The 15,153-nt window shown below is 70.0% G+C and carries 11 protein-coding genes; 6 read left to right on the plus strand and 5 right to left on the minus strand.

Going from position 1 to position 15,153, the window contains the following annotated elements:
- The first annotated feature begins 322 nt into the window (after nt 1–322).
- The 6 genes from hemQ (at nt 323) to mgtE (ending at nt 7,075) form a co-directional block, all read left to right on the plus strand.
- The gene (gene hemQ, locus ET475_RS04930) at nt 323–1,042 is read left to right on the plus strand and encodes a hydrogen peroxide-dependent heme synthase (RefSeq protein WP_207205411.1); all 720 of its coding nucleotides are present in this window, start codon (nt 323–325) and stop codon (nt 1,040–1,042) included.
- Entirely contained in the window at nt 1,039–2,067 is a 1,029-nt protein-coding gene (locus ET475_RS04935) for a ferrochelatase (protein WP_207205412.1), read from the plus strand. Before hemQ ends, ET475_RS04935 begins: the two co-directional genes overlap by 4 nt.
- Nucleotides 2,064–2,975 carry a hydroxymethylbilane synthase gene (gene hemC, locus ET475_RS04940; protein WP_129386639.1) on the plus strand — a complete coding sequence of 304 codons (912 nt, stop codon included), beginning with the start codon at nt 2,064–2,066 and terminating at the stop codon, nt 2,973–2,975. Before ET475_RS04935 ends, hemC begins: the two co-directional genes overlap by 4 nt.
- 42 nt (nt 2,976–3,017) lie before the next feature.
- The gene (gene hemB / locus ET475_RS04945) at nt 3,018–4,004 is read left to right on the plus strand and encodes a porphobilinogen synthase (protein WP_129386642.1); all 987 of its coding nucleotides are present in this window, start codon (nt 3,018–3,020) and stop codon (nt 4,002–4,004) included.
- A 148-nt stretch (nt 4,005–4,152) separates the two neighbouring features.
- On the plus strand, nt 4,153–5,466 hold the full coding sequence (hemL, locus tag ET475_RS04950) for a glutamate-1-semialdehyde 2,1-aminomutase (RefSeq protein ID WP_129386646.1): 1,314 nt from the start codon (nt 4,153–4,155) through the stop codon (nt 5,464–5,466).
- Nucleotides 5,467–5,725: 259 nt separating this feature from the next.
- Nucleotides 5,726–7,075, plus strand: coding sequence for a magnesium transporter (mgtE, locus tag ET475_RS04955; RefSeq protein ID WP_129386649.1), 1,350 nt, complete (start codon nt 5,726–5,728; stop codon nt 7,073–7,075).
- Nucleotides 7,076–7,210: 135 nt separating this feature from the next.
- On the opposite strand, the gene ET475_RS04960 is transcribed toward mgtE, so the two are convergent.
- The 5 genes from ET475_RS04960 to ET475_RS04980 form a co-directional block, all read right to left on the minus strand.
- On the minus strand, nt 7,211–8,140 hold the full coding sequence (locus ET475_RS04960; protein WP_129386652.1) for a hypothetical protein: 930 nt from the start codon (nt 8,138–8,140) through the stop codon (nt 7,211–7,213).
- A gap of 55 nt (nt 8,141–8,195) precedes the next feature.
- Complete coding sequence (locus tag ET475_RS04965; RefSeq protein ID WP_129386655.1) at nt 8,196–9,830, minus strand: fucose isomerase; 1,635 nt, start codon at nt 9,828–9,830, stop codon at nt 8,196–8,198.
- Nucleotides 9,827–12,364: a GH116 family glycosyl-hydrolase gene (locus ET475_RS04970; protein ID WP_129393677.1), complete on the minus strand. Its 2,538-nt coding sequence runs from the start codon at nt 12,362–12,364 to the stop codon at nt 9,827–9,829. The genes ET475_RS04965 and ET475_RS04970 overlap by 4 nt, the downstream gene beginning before the upstream one ends.
- Nucleotides 12,364–13,848, minus strand: coding sequence for an FGGY-family carbohydrate kinase (locus ET475_RS04975; RefSeq protein ID WP_129386658.1), 1,485 nt, complete (start codon nt 13,846–13,848; stop codon nt 12,364–12,366). Before ET475_RS04975 ends, ET475_RS04970 begins: the two co-directional genes overlap by 1 nt.
- Before the next feature lie 211 nt (nt 13,849–14,059).
- Entirely contained in the window at nt 14,060–15,151 is a 1,092-nt protein-coding gene (locus ET475_RS04980; RefSeq protein ID WP_242497769.1) for a LacI family DNA-binding transcriptional regulator, read from the minus strand.
- Nucleotides 15,152–15,153 lie beyond the last annotated feature (2 nt).

Consider the following 15,153-nt stretch of genomic DNA (forward strand, 5'->3'; position numbering starts at 1 on the left):
GACACGCCGGGCGACACGCCCGGGATCCCAAAAACGTCCTGCGAGCCGCACAGTGCCGCCCCCGCCACTCCGCCCCGGCCGTTTCGACCCGCCTTCGGCTCGCGCGGCGACCGCAGCCGGCCCGCATCGTTCGTCTCGCAGGATGAACGCGCCACAACCCGCCGACACGCCGGGCGACACGCCCGGGATCCCAAAAACGTCCTGCGAGCCGCACCGCACCGCGCCGCCCGGCCGTTTCAACCCGCCTCCGGCTCGCACACCGCCCCCAGATCTTGCAGATGACCTGAAGGTTTTTTGGGGTTTCCCATCCGACGGACGGATGATGGATGCCGTGCCCGATCGTGCTGTGTCCCCCGAATCCGAATCCTCCGAAGCCCCCGCCGTCTACACCCTCTGGGCAGCGTTCGCGCGCCCGACCGGCGCCGCCGTCCCCGCCGACGCGCTGAGTTCGGCAGGCCGCGACCTCGAGGCCGCGATCGCCCAGGTCGAAGCATCCGGGGTCACGGTGCGTGGCACGTACGACGTCTCGGGCTTCCGCGCCGACGCCGACCTGCTGTTCTGGCTGCACGGCGACAGCCCGCGCGCACTGCAGGCGGCGCTGCGCACGCTGCGCCGCGTGCCGGCGATCGCCGCACTCACCCCGCGCCAGACGTTCGTCGCCGTGCACCGTGCCGCCGAGTTCAACCGGTCGCACGTGCCCGCCTTCGTGCGCGGTCTCGAGCCCAAGCCGTGGCTGGCGGTCTACCCGTTCGTGCGCAGCAAGGACTGGTATCTGCTGCGCGAGAACGAACGCAGCCGCATGCTCGCCGAGCACGGCCGCGCCGGCGCCGGCTACACCGGCGTGCTCACCAACACCGTCGCGGCCTTCGCCCTCGGCGACTATGAGTGGGTCGTGCCGATCGAAAGCGACGAGCTCACCGACCTCGTCGACATGATGCGCGACCTGCGCTACGTCGACGCGCGCCGCCACGTCATCGAAGAGACGCCGTTCTTCACCGGCCACGTCATCACCGCTGCCGAGGTCGCCGAGGTGCTGTCGTGACCGACTTCGACGGCATTCTTCTCGCCAGTTTCGGCGGACCCGAGGGCCAGGACGACGTCATCCCGTTCCTGCGCAACGTCACCCGCGGCCGCGGCATCCCCGACGAACGACTCGAAGAAGTCGCCGTGCACTACCGCCACAACGGCGGTGTCAGCCCCATCAACGCGCAGAACCGCGCGCTCCAGGCGGCGCTGAAGGCCGAGCTTTCCGCGCGGGGCATCGCCCTGCCGGTGTACTGGGGCAACCGCAACTGGAACCCGTACTTCGCCGACGCGGTGCGCGACGCGCACGAGGCCGGCCACGACCGGCTGCTCGCTGTCGTCACCAGCGCGTACACCTCGTACTCGGGCGTGGGCCAGTACCGCGAGAACTTCGAGGACGTCGTCGCCGAGTTCCCGGCGGTTACGATCGACCGGCTGCGCGAGTTCTTCGACCACCCCGGCTTTGTCGCGCCGTTCATCGAGGGCGTGAAGACGGCGGTGCAGGATGCCGCAGCTCAGACCCACGTGCTGTTCGTCACCCATTCCATCCCGACGGCAGCGGCGGCAGCATCCGGTCCCGAGCACGGCCCCGGCGGCGCGTATGTCGCCCAGCACCTCGCCGTGGCCGACGTCATCGCCGCCGAGGCTGCCCCCGGGCTGCCGTACTCGCTCGCGTACCAATCGCGCAGCGGTGACCCGCGCACGCCGTGGCTCGAGCCCGACATCAACGACGAGATAAGGCGGCTGGCTGCCGAGGGCACCCAGCACGTCATCGTCGTGCCGATCGGCTTCGTCAGCGACCACATGGAGGTCCTCTGGGACCTCGACACCGAGGCGGCCGAGACCGCCGCCGAGCTCGGCATCGGCTTCGCGCGCGTGTCGACCCCGGGCGTGCACCCGGCGTTCGTATCGGGGCTGGTCGACCTCATCGAGGAGCGGCTGAACGACGTGCCTGACGCCCAGCGCCCGCACCTGACCGCGCTCGGCCCGTGGCCCGATCACGCCCCGGTGTCTGCCGAAGAGCCGGTCGCGGTGGCGCGATGACCCTACGGGTCGGCACACGCGGCAGCGCTCTCGCGACCGCGCAGACGCAGCAGGTGGCCGACGCCCTGGCGGCGGCGCTCGGAGGTGTGGACGTCGAGATCGTGCGCATCACCACGCACGGCGACACCTCGCGCGCATCGCTGTCGAGCCTGGGCGGCACCGGCGTGTTCGCCACCGCCCTGCGCGACGCCCTGCGCGAGGGAGAGTGCGACGTCGTCGTGCACTCGTTCAAGGATCTGCCCACGGCGCCCTCGCCGGGCCTGGTCGTGGCGGCTGTGCCGCCCCGCGAAGACGCCCGCGACGTCGTCGTGACCCGCGACGGCACACCGCTCGAAGACCTGCCCGCCGGAGCGCGCATCGGCACCGGATCTCCGCGTCGCGTCGCCCAGGTGCGTGCGGTGCGCCCCGACCTGACGGTCATCGACATCCGCGGCAACGTCGACTCGCGCCTGGCCCGCCTGCACAGCGACGGCGACGACCGGCTCGACGCCGTGGTGCTGTCGGCCGCGGGGCTGAACCGGCTGGGCCGCACCGAGGTGAACGCCGAGCCGATGCCGCTCGAGGTATGGCCGTCGGCCCCTGCGCAAGGCGCCCTGGCGATCGAGGTGCGCGAGGCCGACGCCTCGGGCACCCCGCTGGCGGCCGCTCTGGCACAGATCGCCGACCCGGGCAGCGCCGAGTGCGCAGCCGCCGAGCGCGGTGTGCTGGCGGGACTTGAGGCCGGATGCTCCGCCCCGGTCGGCGCCACCGCCCGCATCGATGGCGGCCGGCTGACCCTGCACGCCGCCGTCTACAGCCTCGACGGGCACCGCCAGGTCGAGGCATCCGTCACCACCGGAGACCCCGACGAAGCCGCCCGCGAGGTGGTGGCCGCGCTGCGCGACGCCGGCGCCGACGACCTCGACTGACATCTCGATCGCGGGGCGAGACCCGCAGGAGGAAGCGAACCGATGAGCACCCAGCATCCGGTCATCCGACCCCGCCGCCTGCGCACCACCCCCGCGATGCGACGCCTGGTCGCCGAGACCCGCATCCACCCCGCGCAGCTCATCCTGCCGGTGTTCGTGCGCGAAGACATCACCGAGCCAGCTCCGATCAGCTCGATGCCCGGCGTCGTGCAGCACACGCTCGACTCCCTGAAGGGTGCAGTGCGGGATGCCGCGGCCGCGGGTCTGGGCGGAATCATGCTGTTCGGCATCCCGGCCACGCGTGACGCCATCGGATCGGGCGCCACCGAGGCCTCCGGCATCCTCAACCGTGCCACCGCAGTCGCCGCCGCCGAAGCAGGTGACGCCCTGGTCGTGCAGACCGACCTGTGCCTGGACGAATTCACCGACCACGGGCACTGCGGCGTGCTCGACGCACGCGGCGCCGTCGACAACGACGCGACGCTCGAGCGCTACCGCGACATGGCCGTGGCGCAGGCGCAGGCAGGATCCCAGCTGCTGGGCCTGTCGGGCATGATGGACGGCCAGGTCGCCGCCGTGCGCGAAGCGCTCGACGAGAACGGCTTCGCCGACACAGCGGTGCTCGCGTATGCGGCCAAGTACGCGTCGGCGTTCTACGGCCCGTTCCGCGAGGCGGTCGATTCGCAGCTGCAGGGCGATCGCCGCACGTATCAGCAGGACCCCGCCAACCGCATCGAGGGGCTGCGCGAAGCCGCGCTCGATGAGGCCGAGGGCGCCGACGTGCTGATGGTCAAACCGGCGATGAGCTACCTCGACGTGCTCGCCGATGTCGCCGCGACCGCGCAGGTGCCGGTGTGGGCGTACCAGGTCTCGGGCGAGCACGCGATGATCGAGGCCGCTGCCGCCAACGGGTGGATCGACCGCGACCGGGCCATCCGCGAGAGCGTGACCGGCATTCTGCGCGCGGGCGCCGGCGCCGTGCTGACGTATTGGGCCCTGGAGCTGGCGGCCGCGGAGGCCGCCGCGTGACCGCGTCCCACACGATGCGGGTTCGGGATGCCGCATCCCGCACTTTCTGTGACGCGCCCCGGGGTGTGTCACAGAAGATGCCGACCGGCCCGCGTCGCACCCGCGATTTCTGTGACATGCGGCGCTCAGCGCCGCGGAAAGAGACGGCATGAGCAACGAGACCGCCTTCACCGAGGCATCCGCGGTCATCCCCGGAGGGGTGAACTCCCCCGTGCGCGCCTTCCGTTCGGTGGGCGGCGCGCCCCGGTTCCTGGTGTCGGGGCACGGCCCGTACGTCGTCGACGTCGAAGGCCGGCAGTACGTCGACCTGGTGTGCTCGTGGGGGCCGTTGCTGCTGGGGCACGCGCATCCCGCGGTGCTCGATGCCGTGCACGCCGCTGTCGACAGTGGCCTGTCGTTCGGCGCCTCGACGCCGTCCGAGACCGAGCTCGCCGAGGCGGTCATCGACCGGTTGGCCCCGGTCGCCGTTGGCGGAACCCCGGTCGTGGAGCAGATCCGGCTCGTCTCGACCGGCACCGAGGCGACCATGACCGCCATTCGGCTGGCGCGCGGCGTGACCGGTCGCTCGCTCGTCGTGAAGTTCGCCGGACACTACCACGGACACTCCGACGGGCTGCTGGCCGATGCCGGCAGCGGACTGGCCACCCTCGCCCTGCCCGCATCGGCCGGTGTGCCCGCCGAAATCGCGGCGCAGACGCTCGTGCTGCCTTACAACGACCGCGACGCCGTCGAGGCCGCTTTCGCGTCGTACGGTGACCGGATCGCCGCGATCATCGTCGAGGCAGCCGCCGCCAACATGGGGGTCGTCGCGCCTGCCGCCGGGTTCAATGCATTCCTCGCATCGACCGCGCACGCCGCCGGCGCGCTGCTCATCGTCGACGAGGTGCTCACCGGATTCCGCGAATCCGCGGCCGGCTGGCTGGGACTCGAGCCCGTCGCCGCCGACATCGTCACCTTCGGCAAGGTCATCGGAGGCGGGATGCCGCTGGCCGCCCTCGGCGCGCGCCGCGAGATCATGGTGCACCTCGCCCCGCTCGGACCGGTCTATCAGGCCGGCACGCTGTCGGGGAACCCCGTCGCGGTCGCCGCGGGCCTTGCCACGCTGCGCGCGGCCGACGCGGCGGTGTACGCACGGGTCGATGAGGTCGCGGGCGTCATTTCCACCGCCGCCGACGAGGCCCTGACGGCAGCGGGCGTGGACCATGTGCTCTCGCGCGCCGGCAATCTCTTCAGCATCCAGTTCCGTCCGACCCTTGCGACCGACTATGCCGGCGTGCAGAAGCAGGAAGCCTTCCGGTACGGGCCGTTCTTCCACGCGATGCTCGATGCCGGCGTCTCGCTGCCGCCGAGCGCATACGAGGCCTGGTTCGTCAGCGCCGCGCACGACGACGACGCCGTCTCGCGCGTGCTTGAGGCGCTGCCGGCGGCGGCGCGGGCGGCGGCCGCGGCGGTCCCTGCCTGACCGCGGTCACGACCGCACGCGCAGAGCGGCTAGGCTTGCTCTTTGGCGTCGTCGATTCACGACACAGCCGCGACCAGGAAAGCGAGGTGGTGCACCCATGAGTAGTGACAGTCGTCATCCACTGCCGGACACCGCCTCCACCCTGAACTCCTGATCCGTTCGAGGTCTGGGGAGTGCCGTGTCCGGCATCCCCTCTCATCCCACCCGCGCCGCGCGCGTGCTCTTGCACTGCGCTGCGGCCGCACGAGGAGGCCTCGCCATGACCATCCAGGAACTCACCGACCGTATCGACGACCTCGCACTGCACATCGAGCAGGGCGATCTGGTGGCGGCATCCGATGCCCTCACCGGGCTTGACCCGCACGACGTCGTCACCGCGATCGAACGGATGAGTCCGCGCGACGGCGCGGTGCTGTTCCGCCTGCTGGCCAAAGACCGTGCGCTCGCGGTGTTCGAGGCGCTCGCCCCCGCCGTGCAGGCCGACCTCGTGCGCCAACTGCGCGAAGTCGAGGTCGCCGCGATGTTCGCCGACCTCGACCCCGACGACCGGGTGTGGCTGCTCGACGAGCTGCCCGCCGCCGTCGCCCGCGCCCTGCTGCTCGGGCTGCCCGAGCGCGAGCGGCAGCTCACGGCCGACGTGCTCGGCTACCCGCAGAACGCCATCGGGCGCCGGATGAACCCGGACTACGTCACCACCCACCCCGATCTGACCGTGGCGCAGACGATGGCGCGCATCCGCGCCGCCCTGGGCACCGCCGAGACCGTCTACACGCTGCCGGTCACCGACCACGGCCGCGAGGTCGTGGGCGTCGTGAGCCTGCGCGACCTCATGTCGGCGCCCGACGACGCGCGGGTGCGCGAGATCATGAGCGAGCCGCACACGGCGACCGCGACCAGCGACGCCGAGCAGGCCGCCCGGCTGTGCGCCGACATGAGCCTGCTCGCACTTCCCGTCGTCGACAGCGAACGCCGACTGGTCGGCATCCTCACCCTCGACGATGCCGCGCGCATCCTCAAGCGCGAAGAGAGTGAGGATGCCGCCCGGCAAGGTGGCGTCGAGCCGCTGGGACGTCCGTACCTGAGCACCCCGATCACACGGCTCGTACGCTCACGGGTCGTCTGGCTGCTCGTGCTCGCGGTCGGGGCGACCCTGACCGTGCAGGTGCTGGAGATCTTCGAGGCGACGCTCGCGCAGCTGACCGCGCTCGCCCTGTTCGTGCCGCTGCTGATCGGCACCGGCGGAAACACCGGCAACCAGGCCGCCACCACGGTGACCCGCGCGCTCGCGCTCGACGAAGTGCGGCCGCGCGACATCCTGCGCGTGCTCGGGCGCGAGCTGCGCGTCGGCTTCCTGCTCGGGTTGGCGCTGGGATGCCTCGGCTTCGTCATCGCCGGAGCCATCTATGCCTTTCCGATCGGGCTCGTCATCGGGCTCACCCTGGCCGCCGTGTGCACGGTGGCGGCGACCATCGGCGGCATCATGCCGCTGGTGGCCCGGGCCATCCACGTCGACCCGGCCGTGTTCTCGAACCCGTTCATCACGACGTTCGTGGATGCCACGGGTCTGGTCATCTACTTCCTCATCGCCAAGGCCGTGCTCGGGATCTGACGACCGGTCGGTCTGGCGCGGGCGGGCACCCTGCCGCGTTCGGCCCGCAGGACGATCTGCGATAACCATGCCGACACGCCGCGCGACACGCCCGGGATCACGAATACATCCTGCGAACCGATCTGATTGAGCCGCTCAGAGCGGCTCGACGCGGAACGTGAAGGCACGTCCCTGCCGGAACGGCTCGACGAGTTCGACGTTCTCGAACGCGATGCCGCCCGGCAGCGGGTGCTCGCTCATCCAGTAGGTGTGGCGCCCGTTGACCTGCGCGCGCAGCGCCGGGTCGGCATCGGCCGCCCGCCACTCCTGCGCGCCGCGCCGCCCGACGTAGTGCCAATGCTCCGCCGTGCCCTCGGCGTAGGCGGCCCCCACCGGGTCTTCCTCGTCGGGCCGGGCCCGCACGACGATCTCGTCACCCTCGCGCACCAGCTCGTCGACGCCGAATGAGGCATGCGGAGCGAAGGCGATGCCGCGATAGTCTGGCCACAGCTCGCTCGCACGTGCGGTGCGGCCGGCCAGCTCCAGTTCACGCAGCCGCGCCCAGTTGCCCATCGTGGCAGTCAGGACACAGGTCTCAAGCGGCACCGATCGTTCGCGTGCGAACGCGGCTACCTGCACCTCATGCGGCCGGTCGCGGGTGAACGTCGCCGTCACCCACACGTCTGCGCCGTTGGCGAAGGGCTCGCTGAGGATGCTGACAGTCAGGGTGTCTCCGTCGACCACACCGCGTGCGGGGTCGTCGCCGTCACGTGGCCGCGGGTTGGACGGGTCGTCGGCCGACCAGAACCGCAACCCGGGGACGTCGTCGAGGTGCGACTGCTCGAGCTCGGAGTATCCGCGTTCGGTCTGGCCCGCCGGGACGGGCTCGACCGCGATGAAGTTCACCAGGCGGTCCCGCGGATGGTCGAGATACGGCGTGAAGATGCGGATGAGCCCGCGCGGCCCGCCGAGCGGGTGCAGACCGATTTGCATCCCGTCGGCGTGCCCCCAGCGGGGCTCACGCGGGCCGCTGCCGGGAACAGGCCGCAGCCAGCCGGTCTCGTCGATCATCGCCTGCTGCAGCATCCCGCTCTCACTTCTTCCCCCCGGCTGCACACCGCGGCCCGCCGCGGCCCGCCTTCTACAGGTTCACGTCGCCGACGAGGTGCACCCGGATGCCCATCCCGTCGAGCATCGCCGTCTTGGCCACCAGCGCCTTGTCGGCGGTGACGGCATCCGGTGCGTAGACGAGCTGCGCATGGTTGGCCTTATGGCGCGCCATGAACTGGTCACGGCTCTGGCCGTGCAGCACGACGTTGGCGATCGGCCACTCGGGGTTCGTGGCGTCCTTGCGACGCTGATTCTCCTCGTCGGGAAGCTCGACGACCGAGGCTCGGAACAGGTCGGCGTGCAGCCCGCCTTCGGCGATGTAGATGCGCGAGAGCACGACCTCACCGGGCTTTGACACCCCGTTGATCGTCGCACCGCCGGCGGGGAAGAACACGTGCCCCTGACGCCAGCCCTCCGCCTTGTCCCAGCCGCCCAGGTGCGAGGCGGGCACCGAGCCGGAGATCTCGTAGACCCACACGAACTCGCCGTCGAACTCTTCGCCCCAGCGCACATCGTGCAGAGTGGTGTCGGGGTTCAGACCCATTGCCGTCCACACCCGATTGGTCACCAGGGCGTCGACCGCGACGCCCTCGTCTGCCTCGTTGAAGTGCGGGAACGCGCGTCCCGCGTGCAGCTCCCGAGACCCGTCGCGCGAGAACACCGGCGGACGGTCGGTGGAGTTCAGGATGCCCTCGGCCAGGTCCGACGCCGGGACGAGGTCCTTCAACCCCTGCTGATACTGGATACCCACGGCATCCAGGCCGAAATCGTCGGCGATGCGCAGCGCGGCGATGTACATCTTCAGCTGCCACTGCACCTGATCGCGCGTGAGCTCGGTCGCGGCATCCTGCCCGTACTTGAACGTCATGCCGCGCTCGATCAGCCAGTCGTATGCGGCGTCGGCCTCCGCGTCGCCCACCTCGAGCATCTCGGCGTACAGCGCCGACTGCGACAGCCGTTCCTTGTAGATGCCGGTCGCATTCAGCAGCTCGTCGTCGAAGATCGCGTTGTACATGCCCATGCAGCCCTCGTCGAACACGCCGATGATGGCCTTGTCGGCGACCAGCTGCGCGGCAAGGGCGCGCCCCAGCTGAACTTCGGCCGAGTCGGGCAGTGCGGGCAGCTCGTGGACGTGCGACGCGTCGTGCGTGATGTGGCCGGTCTCGACCCACTCCTTCAGGCCCGCGCGGAACCAGTCGTCGGTGAAGTCGACCGACCAGATCGTCGAGTAGTCCTTGCCCATCTTGGTCAGGCCCGCGTTCAGGCCGAGCAGACCCACGAGCCCCGGCCAGTCGGGTGCGAAGTTCGCGGTGGTCAGGATCGGGCCGCGGTGCGTGCGCAGTCCCGCGAGCACGTGGTGCGAATACTGCCAGTTCGCGATGGCGACCACCAGCGGCGCGTCGTCGGGGATGTTCTTGAACACCTCCATGCCCATGCGCTGGCTGCGGATGTACCCGTGCCCGCGCTCCGCGTCGACGCCGAACGCGCGCACCACACTCCAGCCGAGCTGCTCGAAGGCGGCCGTGACGGCGGCTTCAGTCGCCTCCTGCACCGGCCACCCGGCGACGTTGGCCGATTCGCGCAGGTCGCCTGACGTGATCAGGTAGACCGTCTGCGGCTCGGCCGCGGGCCGGGCCGTAGGCGTCGGGAAGGTGTAGTCGGTCATGGTGCCTCCTTGAGGTCGGGGTCGGTGGCGGTCAGCGAGATGTGCTCGCCGGCCGCAAGATGAACAGGGGTGGATGCCGCAGCCCCGCGCACGATGAGGCGGTCGACATCGAGCGTCCCGCCGTCGGCCTGCAGGGTCACACTGTCCCCCTCGATCGAGACGCGGCCCCACGCGGTGCCGGTCGTGAACAGCGCGTGCATCGATCCGGGGGCCGCGGGATCGAACGAGAGAGTGCGGGATGCCGCATCCCACTGCTGCCCCGTGAACGCGAGCAGCACGCCCCACGACGACAGCGAACGGGCATAGTGGTTGCCGCACTCGATCTCGTTCCACGGGTTGCGCACGACCCCGTCGTAGCGCGCCGCCCGTGCGCGCTCGATGCGCAGGGCATCATCGACGCGGCCGGCATAGGCGAGGGATGCCGCGACCTGGTGCTCGATTCCTGTCCACACTTCGTCGGAGTAGACGAAGGGGATCGCCGGGCGCCCGCCGGTCGGCCAAGAGGCCAGCAGCAGTCCGCCTTCATCGTTCAGCGCGTAGACGCGCTGCGTGCTTTCATGCCCCGTCAGCTCGTCACGGAAGTTGTGCTCGACGATCGCGCCCAGAGCGCTGTCGACCCGCTCGGCGGGCACGATATCGCTGAGCCCGTTCAGCCGCGCGTGGAACTGCCCGAGCAGCTGGTCGGAGAGCACGCCCTCGCCGTACTGATAGCGGTGCGCGTCGACATCGTCGATGACCTGTCGATACCACTGCCCGTTCCACAGCAGCTCGTCCATGCGCGCAGCCGCGCGGCGTGCCTGCGCGGTGAGCTCGTCTGCCCGCTCGCCGTCACCGAGATGGCGCGCCATCCGGGCCCCGGCGCGCAGCGCCGCCACGAGCATCCCGTTCGCGAGCGGCTCGACGCCGTGGAACTCGATGTCGTAGGTGTTGTGCAGCTCACCGTCGACGAGCCCATCGCCGTCACGGTCCCACTCACAAACGACGTAGGCGAGCGCACGATCGGCGGCCGGCCACAGCTCGCGCAGGAAGTCGTCGTCGCCGCTGAAACGCCATTCCCGGTGAAGGCGGATGACGGTACCGAGCTGGCCGTCGACGGCGGGGCCCATGAACCAGCCCGGCGAGTCGAACACGCGGTTCGAGCGGAACTTCTGCGCGCCGGCATCATCGGTCTCCAGCAGGAACTCGTTTCGGCGCGCGCTGCGCTCGAGTCCGGGGAACAGCCACGCGACCGTCTGTGCATACGACCACACGTGCGTACACGTGCCCTCGCAAGAACCGCCGTGGTCGAACGAGCCCTCCCAGGCCGCGAAGACCGGGCCGTCACCGAGGGCGGGATTCGGCGTGTCGACGACGAAGCAGGTCGTCGATCGCACGGCGGCGATGTTCGCACCCGCGGCCTGGGCGATCACCGGGTCGAGCGAACCGCCGTACAGCGCCTCGACGAACGCGTCGGTCGCCTGCTCGAGGGCCGGCAGGTTCTCGTGGAGATGGCATGCCGCGGCCCAGGCGTCGGGCCACAGACTCGCGTAGTGATTGCGCACGACCTCATCGGCGTGCGGATCCTTCGTGATGATGTGGCCGAGCCAGCCGCGATGCCGGTTCGGGAACGACCAGCTGAGCACGAACTCGAAGTCGCGGCTGGAGCCGGAGGTGATCTCGTGCACGATGCCGAGCGACCCGGTGCGGATGCGCGGCAGCGTCTGGAAGACCTCTTCTTCGGTCATCGGCCGGCCGGTGTCGCCCTCGGCGAACAGTCCTCGCGGGTGGTCCTCCAGGGTCAGCCGCGGCTCGGCGTCAAGATGGCCGTCTGCGGCCAGGTCATTCCAGAACAGCCGCGCCCCGTCGGGCCAGAATCCCGTGACCCATTGCGGCTTCGCCGTGGTCGAGTCGTCCCGCGTCGTCAATGCCAGGGTGCCGTAGCCGAAGTCGTCCTCAGGCAGATCGATGTCGAAGTCGAGCCCGCGCACATCGCCATCGTCGCGCCAGCGCACGCGCTGGGTGCCGCGGAAGCCGAAGGGACCCTCGCCGCGACCGGCGGTGTGGCTGATCGACCCTGCGACAGTGACGTCGACCGGCGCGGGTCCGGGGTTGGTGACGGTGTACCTCAGCACCGCCGCCGGGATGCCAGATGCGTCCGGGTCGAGGGGAACGAGCGGAGTGAATGCGCGCAGCGACACCTCGACAGGCAGCGTATCGTCAGCGAAGTCGATGTCGACCACGGGGTACTCGCCGTGCATGGTGGCCGCGTCCAGGCGCGGAAGCCCGGCGAGCGCGTCGAACGGAGCCCCGGCATCCCAGTCATACGGCCCGTTCAGTCGCGCCTCGAGCACGCGCGTGACGGGGGCCTGGCCCGCCGGTCTCGCGTGGATCGCGAAGAACGAGTTCGGGTTGCGCCGACCCTTGTCGGGGAGGTTCTCGAGTTCCCAGTCGCGCAGCTCGCCGCGCGCTCCGAGCGACACGTTGCCGGTGCCGATGCCGCCGAGCGGAAACGCGGCACGGGTGGCGGTGTGCGGGATGCCGCAGGTCCGGCGCATCACGAGAGACCCGCCTTCTGCACGCCGGCCAGTTCGTGGGTGACGTCCTTCGTCCCGGCATACAGGCGCAGGTACCGATCGAAGAGCTCTTCGTAGACGACCGCGGCGACGGGATCGGGTTCGATGGTCTGCGCAATCGGGTTCCACTCGGTGATGTCCGGTGTGCCGACGGCCTGGGCCGCGAGAAAGGCCGCCCCGTAGCTCGCGCCGATCGTCGTCTGCGGAACCTGCTGGGTCAGACCCGTGGCATCCGACACTACCTGCAGCCACAGTGCGCCCTGCGTGCCGCCGCCGACGGCGACGATGCGCCGGATGTCGGCACCGGCGGCCCGCATCGTCTCGACATTGTGCCGCACCCCGAGCGCGGTGGCCTCGAGAGCTGCTCGGTAGAGGTCGCCGCGGGTGTGGTCGAGAGTGAGTCCAGCGAGGACGCCCCGCGCATCGGGGTCGAGAATCGGTGTGCGCTCGCCGGCAAAGTACGGCAGCATCACCAGGCCTCGCGATCCCGGGCCGGATGCCTCGGCCTCCGCGAGCAGCTCCGGGTAGTCGGCACCGGTGATCTCTTTCAGCCACGCCGTGATCGCGCCGCTGGTGGCAAGGCCCCCGGCGAGATTGCGGGTGCCGGGGTAGGCGCCGACGGTGGTCCACATCGACGGCGTACGCAGAGCGGTCTCGCCGGTGGCGATGAGGAACATCGTCGTGCCATACATGAGCATCAGGTCGCCGACCCCGTGTGCACCCACGCTCACGGCCTCGCTCCATGCGTCGATGGTGCCGGTAATGACGGGCGTGCTGGGTGGGATGCCGGTGACCCGCGCCGCTTGCTCGGTCACGGTGCCGGCGACCTCGCCCGCCCAGTGCAGCTCGGGGCGCTCGATGCCGCGGGCGTAGCGATCCCACCACTCCTCGTGCCATACGTTGTGTTCGATGTCATAGAGCGGCGTCGTCTGGCTCGCCGACTGGTGGTCGAGCACGTAGGCGCCGGACAGCTTGCGCACCAGAAAAGACGCCGGCATGAACAGACGCCGTGCACGGGTGTAGGCCCGCGGCTCTTCGTCGGCAACCCAGGCGATCTTGGGGCCGGCGGCCTGTGAGCTCAGGTGCGAGCCGGCGAACCGCACGATCGTGTCGTCGCCGAGGTCGGCCGTCATCCGTTCGATCTGTGATCCGGCGCGGGCATCGACCCCGTAGAGGATGGCGGGCCGGACCGGGGCGTCGTGCTCGTCGGCGAGCAGCACACACGGACCCATGCCACTGACACCCACGGCCATGAGATCGATGTCATCGGCAACCGTGTGCACCAGGTCTCGCACGAGCGCGACGAACTCGGTCCACCAGGTCTCACCGTCCATCTCGACCCAGCCAGCATGCGGACGCTGCACGCCATGGGCGACGACAGAGCTGGCGACGATCTCCCCGAAATCATCGACGAGCACGCCCTTGCTGCTGGACGTGCCGATGTCGACACCGAGCGTGCAGCGCATTGCATCCTCCTGGATCGGGTCGCCATTGGAATGCGGTTCACGCTACCCGAAATCGATTTCATCCACAATCGCTTTCCCTGAGTTGTCCACGCGTTGCCCGAATTGTCGACGCGTTGCGCTGGACTAAACGCGACATCGCGCAACCACAGGACAAGTCGCGCTTCAGGGGGTCAACTCGTCGGATGCGCAGGGACGCGACACCCGACCGCGGTCAGGCCGAGCGCACAGCCGTGGCCGGCTGCACCTCGTTGCGCAGCACCACGGTGCGGGAGGGTTGGCCGTCGCCGCCGATCCGTTCAAGCAGAAGCGTCGCCGCAGTCACCCCCATGTGCCGCGCCGGTAGCCGCACAATAGTCACCGCGCTGGGCGACAGCGTCGTGAACGGGAGCGAGCCGATCACCGCCACGCCGAGTCGCGGCGGAGTCAGCCCGTGCTCCGTGAGCACCTGGATCGCGCCCACGCCGATGAGGTTGTTACCGGCAACCACCGCATCGGGGGGCTCGGCGAGTGCGAGAAGCTCCTCCATCGCGCCGCGTCCGCCGTCGACCTGGAAACTCGAGTATCGCAGCAGCTCATCGACCGGGGCGTCCGGGACGCGCGAAGCCATCACGGCCCGCCAGCCTTGCGCGCGCTCCTGCGCCGTTTCGATGAGTTCGGGGCCTGCGATGAACGCTATACGGCGGTAGCCCGCATCCACCAGGTTCTCCGTGGCGGCCCTGCCCGCCGAACGGTTTGCCATCACAACGCCGTCAATGTCGTAACCGGTACCGCGGTCGACCGCGACCACTGGTCGCCCCGTCGCCAGAATGTCGTCAAGATTCGTGTGATCAGCCGCCGCCGCCAGGATGACACCGGCCATGTGCTCGGCGATCGCAATCTGCAAGTACCGGGCCTCCTTCTCGACCTGCGCGTCGGAATTGCATAGCACGACGGAGTAGCCGGCCTTCTGCGCGACATCTTCGACGCCGCGCGCGAGCTCGGTGAAATAGGGGTTCTCGATGTCGGGGATGACCAAAGCGATCACCTCGGACTCCTGCCGCCGCAGCGACCGTGCCGTCCGATTCGGACTGAACCGCAATTGCCGAGCGGCATCGCGCACTGCCTGAGTCTTGGCCTCGGAGACTCCGATCCCGTTGAACACGCGCGAGACGGTCGCCGGCGAGACCCCCGCCATTTTCGCCACTTCGTAGATCGTGGCCATGTCTCCCACCCGTGTCGCTGTCACTGCGCGTTGACAGCGCATTGCGACCACAATACAGTGATGAAATCGATTACAGAAGAGCGGTTCGTTGCGCTCGGCCACAA

Source organism: Microbacterium protaetiae, assembly GCF_004135285.1.
GTDB lineage: Bacteria > Actinomycetota > Actinomycetes > Actinomycetales > Microbacteriaceae > Microbacterium > Microbacterium protaetiae.